Annotated in this window: 18 protein-coding genes and 1 pseudogene; 6 read left to right on the forward strand and 13 right to left on the reverse strand. The window is 71.2% G+C overall.

Annotation, left to right across the window (positions count from 1 at the left end):
- Nucleotides 1-434: 434 nt before the first annotated feature.
- The 3 genes and pseudogenes from STSP_RS07865 to STSP_RS40920 form a co-directional block, all read right to left on the reverse strand.
- A pseudogene (locus tag STSP_RS07865) lies at nucleotides 435-1,568 on the reverse strand (PP2C family protein-serine/threonine phosphatase); the annotation flags it as partial.
- A 164-nt stretch (nucleotides 1,569-1,732) separates the two neighbouring features.
- On the reverse strand, nucleotides 1,733-2,491 hold the full coding sequence (locus STSP_RS07870; protein ID WP_067273924.1) for an IclR family transcriptional regulator: 759 nt from the start codon (nucleotides 2,489-2,491) through the stop codon (nucleotides 1,733-1,735).
- Nucleotides 2,492-3,315: 824 nt separating this feature from the next.
- Complete coding sequence (locus STSP_RS40920) at nucleotides 3,316-3,783, reverse strand: hypothetical protein (protein ID WP_332835351.1); 468 nt, start codon at nucleotides 3,781-3,783, stop codon at nucleotides 3,316-3,318.
- A 1-nt stretch (nucleotide 3,784) separates the two neighbouring features.
- Here STSP_RS40920 and STSP_RS40925 point away from each other — a divergent pair, with 1 nt between their 5' ends.
- Nucleotides 3,785-4,141 carry a CAP domain-containing protein gene (locus STSP_RS40925; protein WP_332835352.1) on the forward strand — a complete coding sequence of 119 codons (357 nt, stop codon included), beginning with the start codon at nucleotides 3,785-3,787 and terminating at the stop codon, nucleotides 4,139-4,141.
- A 133-nt stretch (nucleotides 4,142-4,274) separates the two neighbouring features.
- Here the strand turns inward: STSP_RS40925 and STSP_RS07880 are convergent, their stop codons facing one another.
- From STSP_RS07880 to STSP_RS07905, 6 genes are all read right to left on the reverse strand, one after another.
- Nucleotides 4,275-5,063, reverse strand: a complete 789-nt coding sequence (locus STSP_RS07880) for an Fpg/Nei family DNA glycosylase (protein ID WP_067274118.1) — start codon at nucleotides 5,061-5,063, stop codon at nucleotides 4,275-4,277.
- A gap of 89 nt (nucleotides 5,064-5,152) precedes the next feature.
- Entirely contained in the window at nucleotides 5,153-7,180 is a 2,028-nt protein-coding gene (locus tag STSP_RS07885; RefSeq protein ID WP_067273929.1) for a beta-galactosidase, read from the reverse strand.
- Nucleotides 7,177-8,490, reverse strand: a complete 1,314-nt coding sequence (locus STSP_RS07890) for a glycoside hydrolase family 36 protein (protein ID WP_067273932.1) — start codon at nucleotides 8,488-8,490, stop codon at nucleotides 7,177-7,179. The genes STSP_RS07885 and STSP_RS07890 overlap by 4 nt, the downstream gene beginning before the upstream one ends.
- A 27-nt stretch (nucleotides 8,491-8,517) precedes the next feature.
- The gene (locus STSP_RS07895) at nucleotides 8,518-9,417 is read right to left on the reverse strand and encodes a carbohydrate ABC transporter permease (protein WP_067273935.1); all 900 of its coding nucleotides are present in this window, start codon (nucleotides 9,415-9,417) and stop codon (nucleotides 8,518-8,520) included.
- A complete protein-coding gene (locus tag STSP_RS07900) occupies nucleotides 9,414-10,391 on the reverse strand; it encodes a carbohydrate ABC transporter permease (RefSeq protein ID WP_067273938.1) in 978 nt (325 codons plus the stop codon). Before STSP_RS07900 ends, STSP_RS07895 begins: the two co-directional genes overlap by 4 nt.
- Nucleotides 10,388-11,698: an ABC transporter substrate-binding protein gene (locus STSP_RS07905; protein WP_067273941.1), complete on the reverse strand. Its 1,311-nt coding sequence runs from the start codon at nucleotides 11,696-11,698 to the stop codon at nucleotides 10,388-10,390. The genes STSP_RS07900 and STSP_RS07905 overlap by 4 nt, the downstream gene beginning before the upstream one ends.
- 348 nt (nucleotides 11,699-12,046) lie before the next feature.
- Between STSP_RS07905 and STSP_RS07910 the strand changes: the two genes are divergently transcribed.
- Nucleotides 12,047-14,584, forward strand: a complete 2,538-nt coding sequence (locus tag STSP_RS07910) for a SpoIIE family protein phosphatase (protein ID WP_067273942.1) — start codon at nucleotides 12,047-12,049, stop codon at nucleotides 14,582-14,584.
- Between the two features lie 40 nt (nucleotides 14,585-14,624).
- On the opposite strand, the gene STSP_RS07915 is transcribed toward STSP_RS07910, so the two are convergent.
- Nucleotides 14,625-15,215 (reverse strand): rhodanese-like domain-containing protein, encoded by a 591-nt coding sequence (locus STSP_RS07915; protein WP_067274119.1) that lies wholly within the window; start codon nucleotides 15,213-15,215, stop codon nucleotides 14,625-14,627.
- A 217-nt stretch (nucleotides 15,216-15,432) separates the two neighbouring features.
- Here STSP_RS07915 and STSP_RS07920 point away from each other — a divergent pair, with 217 nt between their 5' ends.
- Nucleotides 15,433-16,023, forward strand: a complete 591-nt coding sequence (locus STSP_RS07920; RefSeq protein ID WP_067273945.1) for an HhH-GPD-type base excision DNA repair protein — start codon at nucleotides 15,433-15,435, stop codon at nucleotides 16,021-16,023.
- 50 nt (nucleotides 16,024-16,073) lie between these two features.
- Here the strand turns inward: STSP_RS07920 and STSP_RS39050 are convergent, their stop codons facing one another.
- Together STSP_RS39050 and STSP_RS07925 are read right to left on the reverse strand one after the other, a co-directional pair.
- Entirely contained in the window at nucleotides 16,074-16,226 is a 153-nt protein-coding gene (locus tag STSP_RS39050; protein WP_157902789.1) for a hypothetical protein, read from the reverse strand.
- A gap of 79 nt (nucleotides 16,227-16,305) precedes the next feature.
- Entirely contained in the window at nucleotides 16,306-16,656 is a 351-nt protein-coding gene (locus STSP_RS07925; protein WP_157902790.1) for a hypothetical protein, read from the reverse strand.
- Nucleotides 16,657-17,112: 456 nt separating this feature from the next.
- Here STSP_RS07925 and STSP_RS07930 point away from each other — a divergent pair, with 456 nt between their 5' ends.
- Both STSP_RS07930 and STSP_RS07935 read left to right on the forward strand, forming a co-directional pair.
- Nucleotides 17,113-17,409 carry a type II toxin-antitoxin system VapB family antitoxin gene (locus STSP_RS07930; RefSeq protein WP_003999914.1) on the forward strand — a complete coding sequence of 99 codons (297 nt, stop codon included), beginning with the start codon at nucleotides 17,113-17,115 and terminating at the stop codon, nucleotides 17,407-17,409.
- A 164-nt stretch (nucleotides 17,410-17,573) separates the two neighbouring features.
- Entirely contained in the window at nucleotides 17,574-18,209 is a 636-nt protein-coding gene (locus STSP_RS07935) for a LytR C-terminal domain-containing protein (RefSeq protein ID WP_078066974.1), read from the forward strand.
- 188 nt (nucleotides 18,210-18,397) lie between these two features.
- On the opposite strand, the gene upp is transcribed toward STSP_RS07935, so the two are convergent.
- Nucleotides 18,398-19,033 carry a uracil phosphoribosyltransferase gene (upp, locus tag STSP_RS07940; RefSeq protein ID WP_067274120.1) on the reverse strand — a complete coding sequence of 212 codons (636 nt, stop codon included), beginning with the start codon at nucleotides 19,031-19,033 and terminating at the stop codon, nucleotides 18,398-18,400.
- Nucleotides 19,034-19,162: 129 nt separating this feature from the next.
- On the opposite strand from upp, the gene STSP_RS07945 reads away from it, so the two are divergent.
- Nucleotides 19,163-19,342, forward strand: coding sequence for a hypothetical protein (locus STSP_RS07945; RefSeq protein ID WP_067274121.1), 180 nt, complete (start codon nucleotides 19,163-19,165; stop codon nucleotides 19,340-19,342).
- The last annotated feature ends 136 nt before the right edge of the window (nucleotides 19,343-19,478 follow it).

Consider the following 19,478-nt stretch of genomic DNA (forward strand, 5'->3'; position numbering starts at 1 on the left):
TTTCAGGTTCCGCCCGTTCGTAACGGGCCTTGGTCCGGCGGAGTTCCCCGTTCCCCGTACGCCCGCGCCCCGCCCAGGGGGCGGGCACCCCGGCGCCGTCAACCACACGGCATACGCCGCAGCCGGGTCGGCGACTGGCAGCCGACGACGCCACCCTCGGCGGACCTCACCCCGTATCTGGCGGCCCCTGCGCCGGATCCGGCCGCCCCTGCACCCCTCGACCCGAATCCGAATCCGAATCCAGGTCCGGGTCCGGGTCCGGGCCTGGGTCCGCCAGGACCTGCCCCGAAGTCGACAACCGCAGCCCCCTGATCGACGGCTCCGTCCCTGGGCCCACCGATGCCGGCCCCGGCCCCGGGAACCCCCCGGCCCGACCCGCCGACACCCGCTCCCGACGAGCCGGCGGTCCCGTCCCCGTCCCCGGACCCGGTCGCCCCGACCGGGGACTCCACCGGCTTCCTGAGCATGATCAGTGCCGCGTCGTCGTGCAGGCGTCCGCCCACATGCGCCAGCAGTTCCTCGTGGAGTGCGGCGACGGTACGGGACGGATCGTCGGACACATGCCGGGCGAGCCGCTCCGTGAGCGGATAGAACTCGCGGCCGTGGTCGCGGGCCTCGGTGACCCCGTCGGTGTAGAGCAGCAGCTGGTCCCCGTCGTCGAAGGGCAGCACGTGGAGGGCCGGGGTCTCCCCGCCGAGGGCGCCGAGGCCCAGCGGCGGCGCAGGACGGATCGGCTCGACGGCCGTGACCTCGCCGTCGCGCACCAGCAGCGGCGGGGCGTGCCCGCAGTTCACGACCTCGATGCGCCCGTCCTTCGGATATCCGGCGACCACGGCGGTGACGAAGTCGTCGGCCGCGAGGTTGCGCGTCAGGCTCCGCTCGATCCTGGCGACGACGTCGATGAGGTCGGGTTCGTCGTACGCCGCCTCGCGGAAGACACCCAGCACCAGGGCGGCGGTGCTCACGGCGGGCAGCCCCTTGCCCCGCACATCGCCGACGATCAGCCGCACTCCGTACGGGGTGGGCACCAGCGCGTAGAGGTCGCCGCCGATGCGGGCCTCCGCCGCGGCGGCGCTGTAGCGGACCGCCACCTGGAACGGGCCGACGGCGGCCGGGACGGGCCTCAGCAGAGCGTGCTGCGCTGCCTCGGCGACCGAGCGCACCGCTGCCAGGACGCGTTCGCGCCGCCCGCGCAACGCGCTGGCCAGGACGCTCGCCAGCGTGACGGCGACGACGGTGCCCAGCACGATCAGCAGCCCGTCCACCGACATGCCGTCCAGGCTGCCCAGCAGTGCGCCCAGGGCGGCGGCGAGGAATCCGACGCACAGGACGGCCCGCGGCCTGCTGACGGCGGCGGCCAGTGCGGGGCCGACGGGCAGCAGCGGCAGCCACAGCCTGGCTCCGCCGACGAAGGCCAGGATCACGACGGCGAAGACGATCAGCGCGGGTGCACCGGCGGCGACGAGCGCCCCGGAGCCGCAGCTGGTCCGTCGCCCCCGGCCGGTCAGCCGCTGTGTGAACCGCCGCACCGGCCGCCGCCGATCATGCTGATGGTCCGCCTGCCTCATTCATGCCTCTCCGAAATCGTCACCTGCTGGGCTGCCGCACCCGACGGAATCCACGTCCGACGCCGCCGCACCTGATGGATTCCTCGTCCGGGGGCGACAGGACGCACGAATGTCCGTTTCGTCCAGAGAACAGGGTCTTCGTACCCGCATCAAGCAGGGATTTTTCAGATAGTGAGCGACAGGCCCCGCGTCACGCGCTCCGCCGCCGGGATCAGACGCTCCCGTACCCGGTCGATACGGGCCAGCCGGTCCGCCCGCAGGGAGACGCCGAGGGAGCCGAGCCTGCCCCCGCTGTAGACGGGCACCGCGATGCAGACGGTGCCGAGGGAGTACTCCTCCAGGTCCAGGACCGCAGGAGTGGCCGCATTCGAGTCGAGCCTGCGCAGCAGTTCAGCGGCCTGGGTGATGGTGCGCGGCGTGAGGTCGGCGAGCGGGTGCCGGGACAGGTAGTCCTTGCGGGACTCGTCGTCCAGCTCCCGCAGGACGGACTTGCCCAGCGCGGTCGCGTGACCGGCGTCCTCGAACCCCACCCAGAGATCGACCCGCGGAGCCCTGGGGCTGTCGACGATCTCGGCGACGCGGATCTCGCCCTCCTCGTAGAAGGTCAGATAGGCGGCGGCCGACACCTCGTCCCGCAGCGCGGCGAGCGTGGGGCGGATGCGACTGAGCAGCGCCTGGTCGCGGCTCCCCGTCTGCAGGACGTGCAGCCTGTCCCCGAGCACGTACCCGCCGTCGTCGAGCTTCTGCACGTACCCGTCGTGGGCCAGGGTGCGCAGCAGGTGGTACGTGGTGGCGATGGGCAGGCCGGTCTCGCGCGCCAGCTGCTTCGCCGGTGCGCCGCCCGCGTGCGCGCCCACCGCCTCCAGCAGACGGAAGGCCCGCTGCACGGACGAGATGAGCGTGGGGCCGCCTTCAGCACCCATGCCACCAGCCTGCGACGCGAGCGGCGAGCGAGCAAGGTCGCTCGCCGCTCGCGGACGCGACCCGCGGGCGAGGCCCGGGGCGCGGCCCGGCGGCCGACACGCACGGGGTGCGGCCCGGCGGAGGACGCGCAACGGGTGCGACCCGGCGGAGGGCGCACACGGGGTGCGACCCGGCGGCCGACACGCACGGGGGTGCGACCCGGCGGAGGCCGCACACGTGGCACGACCCCGCGGAGGACGCGCACGGAGCACGACCCGCGGAGGACGCGCACGGAGCACGCCCCGGCGGAGGCCGCACACGGGGCACGAGCCCCGGGAGGGCATACGGAGCACGACCCGGCGGAGGGCGCACACGGGCGCGATCCGGCGCAGGACGCCTAAGCGGAAGCCATGGTTCCGTGACATCCGTCATAGCGGCCTCGGGCACTAAGCGGGCCGATTAGTAGATGTCGTTCTGGCGACATATGGGACTTGTCCGGCTTGTCAGGGAGGCATATCGCGCCCGACTTTCCGGCATTCCACCCGCTCGGCACGTTCGCCCGTTCATGGCGCATAAAGGCTTTCTGACGGTACCTCAGTATTCCCGGCAGGGCACGCGATCCCGGCCAGCACGCTCGTAGGCCCATGGCAAGGACCGTCCTGGCCTACGAGGCGAGGTAGTACGAGAGCCCTTTGCCCTGTATTGGCAGCGGTCCTAAGAATGGCGGTCCGCAGTACGTCTCCGCAGTTCAGGAGCGGAGTCTGCGCAAGGCACCAGCCGCACAAGGGGCGCTTTGCGATTACCGAGTGAGGTCACCTATGGGGAAGCACCGCAAGAAGAACCATTACCGGCGGATAACCGTCGCCGTCGTCGCTATTGGCGCCGTGGGCGTGCCGTCCGTCGCCGTGGCCTGCAACCAGTGGCCGGACGGCAGTGGCGGCGACGCCCGGTCCCACAGTGCCGCGAACGCGAACAACACGTACTTCCAGCAGCGGTGGACGGAAGCCGACTGGCAGCGCTGGGCCCGCAACTGGGACCGCCAGCCCTCCTCGGCGGCGTCGAAGACCCCCACCACGTCTCCGAGCACCGCGAAGCCCTCCGCGCCGCAGACCTCCGCTCCGAAGGCCTCCGCTCCGAAGGCCACGGTCACAACGTCTCCGAGCACGCCGAAGACCACCGCGCCCAAGGCCGGGACCACCACGGCTCCCAGCACGCCCAGCGCCCCCGAGACCTCCGCTCCGAAGTCCACGGCCACGGCGTCCCCGAGCACCCCGGCCACCACCGCGTCGGCGTCCGGGGAGCTCGCCCGCATCGTGGAGCTCGTCAACGACGAGCGCAGCAAGGCCGGATGCTCGCCCGTGACCCTGAACGCGACCCTGTCCAAGGCCGCTCAGGCCCACAGCGAGGACATGGCCTCCCACCAGAACATGTCGCACACCGGGTCCGACGGGTCCAACCCCGGCGACCGCATCACGCGGGCCGGCTACAGCTGGAGCACCTACGGCGAGAACGTCGCGTACGGATACTCCACCCCCGAGCAGGTCATGGCGGGCTGGATGGCCAGCCCCGGCCACAAGGCCAACATCCTCAACTGCTCGTTCAAGGAGATCGGCGTCGGTCTCGCACAGCCCAACGACTACTGGACCCAGGACTTCGGTACGGCCCGGTAGGCGGCTCACCAGCCACACCAGCAGGAGGGGACGGCTCTCGGCGTACGCATGGCTCGTACGCCGAGAGCCGTACTGTTCGTCAGAGCCGTACTGTCCCGTCAGCTTCCTCAGCGGCAGAGACCGAGAGAAGCGGTCACGAGGCGGACGGCTGGCACCGCGGGCACCAGACGGTGCCGCGTCCCGCGATGCGCCGGCGGCGCAGCGGCTCGCCGCAGCGCGGGCAGGGCGCATCGGGGTCGTCGCGGCGGCCCGTGAGCCACGAGTTGCGGGGCGGTACGCAGCCCGCCCTGATCGCCGACCGCAGGGTGCGCCGCATCTCCGTATACAGCCGGCCGCGCTCGGCATCGGTGAGGTCAGCGGCCGGGGTCGCGGGGTGCAGCCGTGCACGCCACAGGATCTCGTCGGCCAGCAGGTTGCCGAGTCCCGCCAGTACGGACTGGTCCGTGAGCACGGATTTGACGCGACCGCGCCGCCCGGAGAGCACGGCGTCGAAGCCCTTGCGGTCCACCACCATCGCGTCGGGGCCCTGCCGGTCCAGGATGCCCGCCACGCCGACGTCGTCGGCCAGCCACACTCCCTGCAGTTTGCGCTGGTCGCGGTAGCGGAGCAGGCGGTCGCGGGCCACGGCGAACACCACGCGGTCATGCGGATGGGGCGCGTCGTCGGGGCCGCAGCAGACCAGCTGCCCGGTCATGCCGAAGTGCAGCATGACGGTGGGCCCGCCGTCGGTGCGGGCGAGCAGCCACTTTCCGTGCCGCTCGGGCTCGGCGAAGCTCCGGCCCTCCAGGTCGCGGCGCAGCTTCCGCGCGCTGACCCCGTGCAGAACGCCCGCGTCGCGTACCTCGACCCGCTCGATCCGCCTGCCCTGCGCGCAGGAGGCGAGAACTTCCCGGAACGCCTCGACATCCGGCAGCTCAGGCATACCGTCCACCGCCATCCGCGCACTCGGCCGCTGTGGATCCCGGGGGGGATCCACAGCGGCCGAGTACCCAGGACCGGCGCCAGGCCTCCTCAGGAGCCGTGCGGCTCCCGTACGACGGCGATGTCCCCGGGCGCGACGACGACCCACCCGGCGACGGGCTTGCCGGTCAGCAGTTCGGTGGCGTCAGGCCCGACCGCGACCTCCGCGCCCTGACCGGCGTGGTCGATCAGGAAGAGATAGTCGGCGTCCGTGCCGCGACGACGGACCGCCTCGACTCCGGGCGGGACGGTGCCGGTACGGAGGACCGGCTGGACCCCCGCCTCCGCACACACCCGGTCAAGAAGGGCGGCGAGCGTGGCCGGGTCCGGGCCGGTGGCCACGTACCACGCGGCACCGGCGCCGTGGGCGTGCCGCGTCACGGCCGGGACGCCGGTCAGGGGCCCGTCCGCATACGACGCGACCGTCTGCGCGCCCGCGAGCCGCAGCCGCTCCGACCACAGGGTGCCGGTGGCGCCGTCCGGCACGTCGCCGGTGAGGCCCACGGACTCGCCCGGCAGCAGAGGGAAGAGCTCGTCGGTGCGGACGCCGAGCGCATCCCGGAAGGCGCCCGGGTAACCGCCCAGCCGGACATGGCAGTTCTCGTCGACCGCACCGCTGTGGAAGCCGACGGCGAGGGTGCCGCCGCGCTCGGCGAAACCGGTGAGGTTGGCCGCGCCCGCGTCGTCGACCAGGTAGAGGCTCGGGGCGAGGACGAGCCGGTATCCGGAGAGGTCGGCGTCGGGGCGTACGAAGTCCACCGCGATCCCGGCCCGCCACAGCGGCTCGTACCAGTCCCGGACGAGGTCCTGGAAGCGCAGCTCGCCATTGGGCTGCGACGGGAGCTCCAGGGCCCAGCGGGCGTCCCAGTCCCAGACGATCGCCACCTCGGCCGTACCGGTGCTGCCGCGCACCTCGGCGATGGCCTTCAGATCGGCGCCGAGCCGGACCACGTCCCGCCAGATCTGGCTGTCCGTGCCCGCGTGCGGCAGCATCGCCGAGTGCCACTGCTCGGCGCCCGCCTTGGCGGCCCGCCACTGGAAGTACGCGATGCCGTCCGCACCCCGCGCGACATGGGCGAGGGCGTTGCGGCGCAGCTCGCCGGGGCGCTTGGCACGGTTGACGGGCTGCCAGTTGACGGCGCCCGTCGAGTGCTCCATCAGCAGCCACGGGCCGCCCGCCAGCGAGCGCACCAGGTCGCCGCTGAGCGCGATGTCGATCTCCGACTCGGGGTCGGTGGACATCAGGTAGTGGTCGTTGGAGACGACGTCCAGCTCGGGCGCCCAGCGCCAGTAGTCGAGCGCGTCGAAGTTCTGCATCACCATGAAGTTGGTGGTGGCGGGGATCGAGGGCGCCGCCTCGCGCAGCACGTCCCGCTCGGCGGTGCAGAGCGAGAGCAACTCGTCGGAGCAGAAGCGGCGCCAGTCCAGCTGGTGGGTGGGGTTGGGGACGGCGCCGGTGGGGCGGGGCGGCAGGATCTCGTCCCAGTCGTAGTACCACTGGCTCCAGAAGGTGGTGCCCCAGGCGTCGTTCAGCGCGTCCAGGTCGTCCCCGTACCGGGCGCGTAGCCAGCGCCGGAAGGCCGCCGCGCTGGTGTCGCAGTAGCAGGCGGCGTTGTGGCACCCGTACTCGTTGTGCACGTGCCACATGACGACGGCCGGGTGGTCCGCGTACCGCTCGGCGATCACGCCCGCGATCCGCAGGGCGGCCTCGCGGTACGCCGGGCTGCTCGGGCAGAACGTCTGGCGGCTGCCGTACGACAGGGTACGGCCGTCGCGGTCGACGGGCAGCGCCTCCGGGTGGGCCCGGAAGAACCAGGCGGGAGGCGCGGCCGTGGGCGTGGCCAGGTCGGCGGCGATGCCGTTCTCGTGGAGCAGGTCGAGGATCTTGTCCATGCGGGAGAAGTCGTACTCGCCCTCGGACGGCTCCAGCAGCGCCCACGAGAAGATGCCGACGCTGACCATCGTCACGCCCGCCTCGCGCATCAGGCGCACGTCCTCGGCCCAGACCTCCTCGGGCCACTGCTCGGGGTTGTAGTCGCCGCCGTAGGCGATGCCGGGGACGTTCAGCACCCGCTTCATCGGGCAGCACCGCCCAGCAGACGGCGCGTTGTGGCCACGCCCCACTCGTCAAGGGACAGCAGGCGGTCGCTGGAGGCCATCAGGCCGCCGGTCGCCTCGACATGCGCGGCCCAGCGCTCGCGGGTCTCCACGGCCGGGCGGGCCATCAGGCAGTCGGGGTCGTTGATCCAGAGACGGCCGTGCTGCCACTGGCGTCCGACGCCGGTGAACTCGGCGGGGTCCTGGCCGGGCTGGCTGTAGTCGTCGGCCTCGGGGTGGCGGTGGGGTGCGGTGTCCGGGCTGACCCGCATCGCGTCGAACAGGCCGATCGACGCCAGCATCGGCGCGCCGCAGCCCAGCAGATACGCGTCGGGGCCGATCGCCTCGCGGATCAGCTCGATCCCGGAGCGGTACGCGGCGAGCGCGTCCACCGACGCGTGCCGGGCGCCCTCCAGGGCGCCCGCGTAGAGGAAGTCGACCTTGAAGTAGTCGTAGCCCTCGGAGCGCAGGGTCGTGAAGACCTCCGTCAGGTACGCCGCCGCCCCCGGGTGGGTGGTGTCCAGGACGTACAGGTCGTGGCCCCAGTTGCGGCCCGCGTGCAGCGGGGCGCCGTCGGACGACCGTACGAGCCAGTCGGGGTGCTCGGCGGCCAGCTCGCTCGCCGGGTCCACCAGGAACGGCGCCGTCCAGATGCCCGCCCGGCGGCCCCGGGCGCGGATGGCGTCCGCGATGCCGGCGCGGGAGCGGAAGCGACCGGAGAGGGTGAGCCAGTCGCCGAGGGCCTTCTGGTAGCCGTCGTCGATCTGGACGACGTCGATGGGCAGGTCGAGGGTGTCCATCGCACGGAGGTTCTCGTGGATGTCGTCCTCGGTGACGGCGGTGAAGTACTCGTACCAGGAGCACCAGACGGTGGGTGCGGTGCGAGGGGCTTCGAGGCCGAGCCCACCGGCCCAGTCCGCCAGCGTCGACTGGATGTCCGCGCCCGTCCACTCCTTCACCGGGCCGTTCGCGCTCACCTCAGCGGTGCCGTCCGTCACGACCAGCCGGATCGACGGCACCTCGCGGGTCGGGTCGGCCGCCGCCCACAGGCGGACCGGGGAGCCGTCCCCGGGGTCGAGGGCGAGCAGGCCCTCGCCCTGGAAGGTGTCGTCCGGGACGGTGTGGCCGGGGCGGTAGCAGACCGTCGCCCAGTTGTCGGTGGCCGGGCGGTACGGCTTGTCGCCGAGGGCGTAGGCGCCGCTGGGGCTCCAGGACTGCCAGCCCTCCTCGTGGACGCGCGCGGTACTGACGTCCACGGGCACGGAGGCGAGCGGCGTGAAGGGGTGGGGCACGGTGGTTCTCTTTCGAACAGGCGGGCGTCAGCCCTTGTTGGCGCCGAGCGTGAGACCGCTGACGAACTGGCGCTGGAGCAGGAAGTACACGATCAGCGTCGGGATCGCGGTGAGCAGGGCGCCGGCGGCGACCAGGTTGGGGTCGGTGAAGTACTGGCCGGAGAGGTTGTTCAGGGCCGAGGTGATCGGCATGTTCTCGCCGGTGGAGATCAGGACGAGGGCCCAGAAGAAGTCGTTGTAGATCCAGATGGACAGCAACGTCGCCAGGGCGGCCATCGCCGGGCGGCACAGCGGCAGGGTGATCTGCCAGTAGAGGCGCCACACCGAGGCGCCGTCGACCAGTGCGGCCTCGGTCAGCTCGTGCGGCAGCATCTTCATGTAGTTGCTCAGCACGAACGCGCAGAAGCCCGACTGGAACGCCACATGGATGAGCACCAGGCCCAGCGCGGAGTCGTACAGCTTGCCGCTCATCGTGATGCCGGGCAGGTCGATGAGCAGGTACATCCGGTACAGCGGGGTGATGATGACCTGCTGCGGGAGCAGGTTGCCCGCCGTGAAGACCAGCAGCAGGAACAGGTTGACCCGGAAGTCGAAGCGGCTGACGTAGAAGGCGACCATCGACGACAGGAACAGCGTCAGCAGAACGGCCGGGACGGCGATCACCAGCGTGTTCATGAAGTAGTGCGTCATGTCCGACTGCGTGAACGCGTTGATGAAGTTGTCGAGGTTCAGCGTGTCCGGGAGGGACACGTAGCCCTTCTCGCTCGTCTCGGCGTACGGGCGCAGGGCCGCGTAGACCGCCCAGAGCAGCGGCGCCAGCCAGGCCAGCGCCATGGACGCGAGAACGACGTGCAGCACGACCCGGGCGGGGCGTACCGGCGTGCGCTTCTTCAGCGCGACGGGGGTGGCCGCGGTGGTGGTGCTCATGCTCGCCGCTCCTTCCGGAAGGTGCTCACCAGGTAAGGAATGATCACGACGAGCGAGATCAGGAGGAGGACGACCGCGATCGCAGAGCCGTATCCGATGCGGCTCGACTCACCGATGATGTTGCTGGTCACAAGGATCGACAGCAGCTCGGTGCCCTGGGCACCGCCATTGAAGACGTACACCAGGTCGAAGCAACGCAGGGCCTCGATGATGGTGACGACCAGGACGATGGTGTTGGTGGGGCGCAGGGTCGGGAAGATGACGTTCTTGAACGTCTGCCACTCGCCCGCGCCGTCGAGCGCGGACGCCTCGCGCAGGGACGGGTCGACGCCCTTCAGACCGGCCAGGTAGAGGATCATCATGTAGCCGGTGTGCCGCCAGGAGGCGGCGACCAGCACTGCCCAGAGGTTGAGGTCCGGGTCGCCGATCCAGTCGATGTAGTGGCCGGGCTTGTTGGCGCCGATGATGCTGTTGATCAGGCCCGTGTCGGGGTTGTAGACGAGCTGCCAGACGAAGCCGATGACGGCCATCGACATCACGACGGGCAGGAAGAACGCCGTCTGGTAGACGCGGCTGAACCGGATCTTCTTGTCCAGCTGCACGGCCAGGAACAGGCCGAGCGGGGTCGGGACCAGGATCAGCGCCACGAACCAGATGACATTGTGCTCGACGGCGGGCCAGAACTGCGGGTTGTTGGTGAAGAGTTCCTTGAAGTTCTGCAGCCCGACCCACTGGATCGAGTCGAAGCCGATGCCGTTCCAGGTGGTGAACGCGAGCGCGATCGAGGCGAGCGCGGTCACCCACACCAGGGCGACGTGCAGGATCGTCGGCAGGGTCGCCATCAGGCCCAGCGTGAGCCGGTCGCGACGGGTCAGCAGCCGGCGGTGCCCCTGGGGCACCTTCTTGGCGGGGGCAGCGCCCGGAGGCGGCACGGCGGCCGCCTCCGGTATCTCGGTGGTCGTCTGGGTGCTCATGAGGACGCGAAGATCGTCTTCTTCTGGCGCTCGATCGACGAGAGCAGGCTGTCGACGCCCTTGGGGTTACGGATGAACTTCTGCAGCGCGGGCTGCATGACCGTCGAGGTGAAGTCCGGCCGGCTGTCGCGGTCCATGAACTGGGTGAGGCTCTTCGCACCGCTGATCATCTCGTACGCCTTCTTCTGCAGGGGGCTGTACGAGGAGGTGTCGGCCTTGGTGGAGGCGGCGACGACGCTCGGGTCGGACTTGAGGTAGATCTCCTCGGCCGCGGGGGAGCCCAGGTACTCGAGCAGCTTGACGGAACCCGACTTGTTCTTCGGGCTCTTGCTCATCATGAAGCCGTCGGTCGGCGCCTCGACGGTGTCCTGCCCGTACGACGGGTCGATCTCCGGGAAGGCGAAGAAGTCGAGGTCCTCCAGGTCGGCCTTGTTGGTGAACTGCTGCGCCACGAAGGTGCCCAGCAGATACATGCCGGCCTTCTTCGACACCAGGGTCTGCGCGGCGTCCTGCCAGGTGCGGCCGACGGCGCCGTCCTGGTGGTACGGGAGGATCTCGGTCCACAGGTCGAAGACGGCGCGCACCTTGGCGTCGGTCCAGGACGCCTTGCCGGCCATCAGGTCGACGTGGAAGTCGTAGCCGTTCTTACGGAAGTTGATCTGGTCGAAGGTGCCGAGCGCGGGCCAGGCGTCCTTGTCGCCGAAGGCGATCGGGACCAGCTTGTCCTTCTGCATCTGCTTGCACAGCGCGATGAACTCGTCCCAGGTGGTGGGGACTTCGTAGCCGTACTGCTTGAAGACGCTCTTCCGGTAGAAGATCGCCCACGGGTACGTGTACAGCGGGACGAAGTAGTACTTGCCGTCTTCGCCCTTGCTGAGCTTGTGCATCGCCTCCGGGAAGTTGCCCCCGATGGTCTTCCACACGTCGTCGATCGGGGTGGCGAGGCCCTTCGCCGCGAAGAACTGCATCCGGTAGCCGGCGAACCAGGTGAACACGTCGTCCGGCGTGCCCTGGAGGTAGGAGTTGATCTGCTCCTGGAAGGTGTTCGAGTCCTTGGTGTTCACGTCGACCGTGATGCCGGACTTCTTCTTGTAGGCCGCGTAGATGTCGGCGAACGCCTTCTTGGGCACCGGGTCGGACGCCTTGGAGCCGAGGGTGACGGTCTTCGGGTCGGCGGCCGTGCCGCTGCCGCCGCACGCACTCAGCAGGGGTATGCCTGCGCCGAGCGCTGCCGCGCCACCGACGCCGCGCAGCAGGGTACGGCGGCTCGGGCCGGGGACGGAGAGACCAGAGGGAGAGAGGTGCATGACGGCTCCTGAGGGCAAGGGTCAGCCACAAGGACGTGCGTCGACGGTCGTGATCAGAAACAACCAGAAAACAACTTGACCGCACATCGGGAACGCCATAACAGCCGGATGTCCTGTCATGCGTCAAGGCCTCTTGTCCGTCTTTGTCGAAACGTGATGGACACCCAGGGTGTTCGGATCTGTAATGGTTCCGACGCGTCTCAGCGGATGTGCGCGGCCCCGACCCACCCCACCGACAGGTGGCGTACCACCCACCGGCCGGACGCACCCCCACCCACCGGGCAGGTGGCGCACCCTGAATTCTGTCTAAACTACGAAAAAGCCGTCTTGCGACCGATTGAAGGCAGCATGGGGTCCAGCGGTGCGGAACGAGGGGCGCAGCCGCTCGGTACCGAGGGCGTCGGCGGCGCATCGGAACGCGACGACGCCCTGGTAGCGGCCGTGATCAGGGCCGCCGAGGTGACCGGAGCGCACGCGGCCAGCGCCTTCCTGGTCGCGCGCGACGGGACCTCCCTCGTGCTCACCGCGGCGGCCGGCACGCCGCCCGCCCTGATCGGCGGCTGGCACCGGGTCCCGGTGAACAGCCGCATCCCCCTGGCCGAGGCGTACCGGTCGGGGCAGACGGTCCATCTGGCCGACGCGGACGAAACCGTACGGCGGTTCCCCCACTTCGCGGTGGCCATGCCGTACCCCTTCGGCTCGGCGTCCGTACCGGTGACGTCGGGCCCGAAGGTCTTCGGCGCCATGTCCGTGGTGTGGACCTCCCGCCCCGGCGGAGAGGGCCTGTCCACGGCGCAGCGACGGCAGCTGCGCGCCACCGCCGACCGCCTCGGCGCGGCGCTCGCCGCGCTGGACGAACACGGTGCGCTCGACGGACCCGACGCCACGACCGTCCCGCTGGTGGTCCCGCTGTCGTCCGGCCCGGCGGTCCGGGTGGGCCTGTTCGACTGGAACCTCGACACCGGGGCCGTCACGGCGGACGACGAAATGTGCGCGATCTTCGGCATCGCGCCTCACGAGTTCGACGGCCGGGCGGCCACGCTGGAGGCCAGGCTCGACCCCGCGGACGTCCGCGCCTTCCGCAGCGCCGCCCGCGTCGCGATCGACGAGGGCCGCGTCCTCGCGCAGTACATGCGGATGCGGGACGGCGGCGGCAGCCGGACCGTCGAGATGTGGGGCCATGCGGCCGACGTGCCCGAGGACCGGCGCGCCGGGGCCCGGCCCCCGCCCCGCCTCGTCGGCGCCGTCCTCGACTCCGGAACCGGTCTGGCCGCGGTCGCAGCCATCGAAAGGCTCTCGGACGGCTTCTTCGCGCTCGCCCCTGACGGGCGCGTCACCTACGCCAACCGCGGTCTGGAGCGTGTGCTGCGGGTCGGCCAGCAGGACCTGCTCGGCCATCGCCCCTGGGAGGTGCTGCCCTGGCTGTCCGACCCGGTCTACGAGGACCGCTACCGAGCCGCCCTCATCTCCCAGAAGCCCGTGTCCTTCCTGGTCCGCCGCCCGCCCGACCAGTGGCTGGTGTTCTCCTTCCACCCCGGCACCCAGGGCATGACCGGATGGGCCGCACCGGTCGCGGGCAAGAGGGGGGTGGAACAGCTCGCCGAAGCGGGTGCGACGGTGGAGGAAGGCGCGACCGTACCGGCCTCCGCGCCGATGGCCGCTCCGCGCCTCGGCTCGCTCTACCGCGTGCTCCACCTGGGCAGCGCGCTGACCGAGGCGGTGACCGCGCGCGAGGTGTGCGGTGCCGTCGCCGACCAGCTGCTGCCGGCGTTCGGCGGCCAGAAGCTGGCGGTCTTCGGGGTGGACGAGCGGCGCCTGCACCTGCTCTGGCAGCAGGGCTACCCGGAGGGGTTCCTCGACCAGTTCGAAGGCATACCGCTGCAGGCGTGCCAGCCCGCGACGGACTCCCTGACCTCCGGCACTCCCCAGTTCGTCGAGGACCGTGCGGAACTCCTCACGTCCTATCCCGCCTTCAACACCAAGGCGATCGACTCCAGCGCCTGGGCGTTCCTCCCGCTCATCGCGTCGAACCGCCCCGTGGGCGTCTGCATCCTCGGCTTCAACGAAACCCACCGGTTCCCGAGCGAGGAGCGGGGCGTCCTCACGGCACTCGGCGGACTGATCGCCCAGGCGCTGGAACGCGCCCGCCTCTACGACGCCGAGTCCGCCATCGCCCGCGGTCTGCAGGACGCCCTGCTGCCGCACCGCCTGCCCCGGCTGCCGGACCTGCACGTCGCCGGCCGCTATCTCCCCGGCACCCGCGGCATGGACATCGGCGGCGACTGGTACGACGTGATCGCCGCCGGCGACGGTGTCGCCCTGATCGTCGGGGACGTCGAGGGCCACAACGTCGCCGCCGCCGCCGTCATGGGCCAGCTGCGCAGCGCCGTACGGGCCTTCGCCACCGCCGGCCATCGGCCACGCGACGTGGTCGCCAGCACCAACCGGCTGCTCCTCGGCCTCGATCCCGGGCTCCTGGCCAGCTGCTGCTACGTCCTGTTCCAGCCCCGTACCGGAGCCGCACACCTGGTCCGCGCGGGCCACTGCCCGCCCCTGCTGCGCCGGCCCGACGGCCGGACGCAGGCTCTGGACCTGCCGTGCGGCCCGATCCTCGGCGTGGAGGAAGCGCCGGACTACCCCGAGTCGGAGGTGCACCTGTCCCCCGGCTCGGTCCTGGCGCTCTACACGGACGGGCTGATCGAGAGGCGGGGCTCGGACATCGGTTCCGGCATCGAAGCGCTGCGTTCCTCGCTGGCCCACGCGCACGCCTCGTCGCTGGAGGAGCTGGCGGACCGTCTGCTGAGCGAGGCCCGCCACACCCCGTACCGCGTGGACGACATCGCACTGCTGCTGACCGAGTACGTCCCTGCGCGCGCAGCCGCCTGACGGGCGGCACGCGCAGGTGAGTACATGGGAGCTCCCGCCGTCAGCCGGCCCGCTGCGCGCCGCGCTGACGCAGAGCCGCCAGGGCGTCGTCGAGATCTCCCGGGCGGGGACGGTTGTGGGGAAGCTTGGCGAGAACGGCGGCCATACCGCAGGTGTTCGTGAGCGCCGAGAAGATCAGGCCGCACGCGATGCCGGCGGACAGCAGCTGCCAGGCCGGGTGGAGCAGGCCGAGGAGCAGGCCGATCAGGACGATGGTGCCGGCGGTGAAGCGGACCTGCCGCTCCATGCCCCATACGGCGCGCGGCTTGTCCTCCGGCCGGTGCAGTTCATGGCCGCCCTCGGCCCAGGCAATGGTCCCTCCGGTCAGCGTCGCGGCGGTCACGCCGTGCCCCGCCAGCGTGGTGCAGGCGTTCTCGGAACGGGCACCCGAGGCGCAGACCACCAGGATCTCGCCGCCCTCCGCGGCCTCCTTGATCGCCGGCAGCGCCCGCGACAGCTGGTCGAGGGGGATGTTGAGCGCTCCGGGCAGATGCCCCGACGCGAACTCGCCCGCCGTGCGGACGTCGATCACCGTCAGCTCGTGCAACCGGGCATGGGCCTGAGTGACGTCGATGGCGAGGGGAGCATTCATGTCGGCTGTCATCCATCCTTCGAGTTCGCGTGTGGTCCGTAGGGAGCCCGCCCCGAGGATATACCCCTTGGGGTATGTGGCCGCCTGGCGGAGTATGTGACCGCCTGGCGGAGTGTTCGTGAAGGCCACCGCCGTAGGACCCCGCCGTACGACCCCACCGCGTCACGCCGTACGCCCGTGTGCTGCGCCGCGCACGCGGGCGAGCGATCATCGGGACATGGATGTCACCCTTCACCTCGCCCAGCAGCCCGAGGCGGACGAACTGCTCGGCCGCAGTCCGCTGGCCGCACTCGTGGGAATGCTCCTTGACCAGCAGATCCCCATGGAGTGGGCGTTCGCCGGGCCGTACACGATCGTCCAGCGCATGGGCGTGGACGATCTCGACGCGCACGAGATCGCGGCGCAGGACCCCGAGGCGTTCGCCGGGCTCCTCTCCGCGAAGCCTGCCGTGCACCGCTACCCGGGTTCGATGGCCAAGCGCATCCAGCAGCTGTGCCAGTACCTCGTCGAGCACTACGACGGCGATGCGAGCGCCGTCTGGGACGGTGTGGACAGCGGCAGGGAACTCCTCGGGCGCCTCACCGACCTGCCCGGCTTCGGCAAGCAGAAGGCCCAGATCTTCCTCGCCCTGCTGGGCAAGCAACTCGGTGTACAACCCGAGGGCTGGCGGGAGGCCGCGGGCCCGTACGGCGAGGCGGGCTCCCATCGCTCCGTCGCCGACATCACGGGCCCGGACTCGCTGGCGAAGGTCCGCGCGCACAAGCAGGAGATGAAGGCCGCCGCGAAGGCGGCCAAGGCCGCGAAGTGAGCCACGGCCCGGAACCCCCACGGTTCCGGGCCGTGACTCAGTGCGCCGCGTCAGCCGCGGTCACGTTCGTCGGGCTGCTGTTCCCTGGGGTGTTCGGGATCGGCCGTGCGTTCCGGGTCGGCCGGCCGCTGCTCGGGGTGCGAGGTGCGCAGAGCCTCGGCACGCACAAGTGCCTGCAGGGCTGCGTAGGGATCGTGGGCCATGAGTGTGCTTCCTTCTGCTCGTCGTTCTCTGCGTTCACTGCCGGCAGGTGCGGAATCGGGTCTGCGCGACCGTGCCCGCTCAGCAGCGCAGGACGATGCAGCGCGACACGTACGAGGAGGGTGCGTGCGCCGCTGCGGGCGCGCGAAAGGGCCACGGCCGGGTACGGACCTCTCCTGTCCCGGTCGCGGAGGGGGCGTCCGGCAGACGGACGGGATGCCGGGTGGGCAGCCGGAGGGCGGACTCGGGCGGGTCGTGGGCGAACTCACCGCCGGTCTCGCCGGTGACGGCCACGAGCGGGAGCGGGGCGTCGGCCCCGGCGCGGTCGGTCAGCGCGACGGACGTACCGACGAGCAGCGCCAGCAGCACGATCACCCTCCCCCAGGCGCACCGGCGCATACGGCGTCGGGCACAGGAGCCGGTGGTGCTCATAGGACGTCATGTCCCCGGGGACGACGGCGACGCACCGGGGGGACGCCGAGAACCGCCCGCATGGCGTACGGGCGCGGGGCTGGAGAGTGCCCACCCGTGGGGCCGCGAGTGCGCCAACCCATGCCGCGGCGGCCCGCCCGCTCGCGCCGCGGTCCTGCCACGGTGGCGCCGTCGCCGCGGTCCCGCCCATGGCGGCACCGTCACCGCGCCCTTCCCATGGCGGCGCCCCACAGCCTCATCGGACGCACCCTTCCGGGCGGACTCCGCCGCTCCGCTCATCCCTCATCCGCGGGTCCCGGTCAACGCGCGTGGACGCGAACGGCGGCGCTGCCGCCCCCCTGAGACCGGGCTCCCGGCTCGCCGTTACCGTTTTGCGGGCATTACCACGTAATTTTCCGCCGCCGCACTCCGTCTGCGAGGCTGCGCCCGATGAGCCTCGCCCGGTAGGCTTTCCGTGTGATCTTCAAGCGCATCGGAAACGGCCGGCCGTACCCCGACCACGGCCGGGAAAGCACCCGGCAGTGGGCGGATGTCGCGCCGCGCCCGGTCCGCCTCGATCAGCTCGTGACGACCAAGGGCCAGCTGGACCTCGAGACGCTGCTCGCCGAGGACTCGACCTTCTACGGCGACCTGTTCGCGCACGTCGTGAAGTGGCAGGGCGACCTCTACCTCGAGGACGGCCTGCACCGCGCCGTCCGGGCCGCCCTCCAGCAGCGCCAGGTGCTGCACGCCCGCGTCCTCGAGCTGGACTGACACCGGCTGACTGATACCGGCCCCGCTCCGGCCCGCATCCCGCTCAGGGCCGGCCGGACACGCGCGCCCGGACACCGGCGCGCATTGACCCTTTCGGGTTGCACCGGACGCGAGTCAATGATCATTTAGTAGGAATCCCAGCCCAGCCGCACTACTCTGCGCTCATGAGCATGCTCACTCCCCCCGGCATGGGCGGGCAGTACCGGATCAAGGGGGACAAGTATCCGCGTATGCGCCGGCGGGGCCGGCGTCGCAGGATCGTGCTCGCGGCCGTGTCATCCGCCGCCGCGATCGCTCTGATCGGCTGGGGAACGCTGCAGCTCATCGACGTCTTCTCGGGCCGAGGCGAGGCCAGCGCCGCGGGTTCCGGCCGCCACTGCACGCCCACGGCGACGCCGTCCGCGAAGAGGACGGGACCCCTGCCGAAACCGGCTCAGATCACGGTCAACGTCCTCAACGCCACGCCCCGGAGCGGCCTCGCCAAGAAGACCGCCGATGAGCTCAAGGCGCGCGGCTTCACCATCGGCAAGGTGGGCAACGCGACGAAGGCGTACGACAAGAAGGTCAAGGGCCCAGGAGTGCTGCTCGGCTCGGAATCCGCCGCCGACACCGCCCTCCCGGTGCTCGCCACGCAGCTGGCCGGTGCCGAGCGGCAGACCGACACGCGCAAGGGCGCCGACGTCGATCTGATCATCGGTACGGGCTTCAAGGAACTGGCGAAGAAGCAGGACGCCGAGCAGGCCCTTGCCGCGCTGGCCGACCCCTCCCCGGCGCCTTCCGCTACGAACGGCAAGTGCTGACGTCGAACCCGAAGTGCTGACGTCGAACGGGAAGTGCTGACGCCGAACCGGAAGTGCTGACGACCGCCTCCCGCGCCGCCCTGCCCAGCGCGGCCGCCCAGGCGCGTCCTCCCGGTCGGCCGACCGCCTGATGGGCTGACCGGCCGACCGTCTGACGCCTGACCGACCGCCCGCCTGACGGCTGACCGCTACTCGGCAGCCCCGTACATCCGGTCCCCCGCGTCGCCCAGCCCCGGCACGATGTAGCCGTTCTCATTGAGGCGCTCGTCGACCGACGCGGTCACCACCGTCACCGGCGTGCCCGCGAGCTCGCGCTCCATCACCTCGACGCCCTCCGGCGCGGCCAGCAGCACCACGGCCGTCACGTCGTCGGCGCCGCGCTTGATCAGCTCCTGGATCGCCGCGACGAGGGTGCCGCCGGTGGCCAGCATCGGGTCCAGGACGTACACCTGGCGCCCGGACAGGTCCTCGGGCATCCGCGTGGCGTACGTCGACGCCTGCAGCGTCTCCTCGTTGCGGATCATCCCGAGGAACCCGACCTCGGCCGTCGGCAGCAGCCGCACCATGCCGTCGAGCATGCCCAGGCCCGCCCGCAGGATCGGCACGACGAGCGGCCGCGGGTGGGACAGCTTGACCCCGGTGGTCGCGGTCACGGGCGTCGTGATGTCGACCTGCTCGGTACGCACGTCCCGGGTGGCCTCGTACGCGAGGAGGGTGACCAGCTCGTCGGCGAGGCGCCGGAAGGTCGGGGAGTCCGTGCGCTGGTCGCGCAGGGTGGTGAGCTTGTGGGCGACCAGGGGGTGGTCGACGACGTGGAGACGCATGTCCACAACAGTAACCGGGCCCGCACCCGCCCCGCTCCGGCATCGCGACGGCCGGACCTCCCGCCTGCTCTGGCATCGAACGGGCCGGCGGAGGGAAAGTGGGAAGGACGGACTGGGGTGGTGGGGACGATGCCGGACCGGGAGCGGGACGCGGAACAGCGGGAGAGCGACGCCGAACGCAGGAGGCGCCGTGCGCAGTTCCTTCGCGACCTCAAGGAGGCGCGGGAGCTGCGCGCCCGTGTCCAGCCGCGCCGCGCCCGGGCCGCACGGATGCGCCAGGCGATGCGCATGCGTACGTTCCGCTGGTAGCCGCACCTCCACGACCGGCGTAGCGCCTGCTGCCGACCGGCGTAGCGCCAGGTGCCGTGGGATCGGTGCCAGTGCCCCCCAAAGGCCCATCCAGTGACAACAAGGCGGGACACAGCGGGCGGAAGACCTCTCCTGA

This window comes from Streptomyces jeddahensis (genome assembly GCF_001642995.1).
In the GTDB taxonomy this organism is placed as follows: Bacteria; Actinomycetota; Actinomycetes; order Streptomycetales; family Streptomycetaceae; genus Streptomyces; species Streptomyces jeddahensis.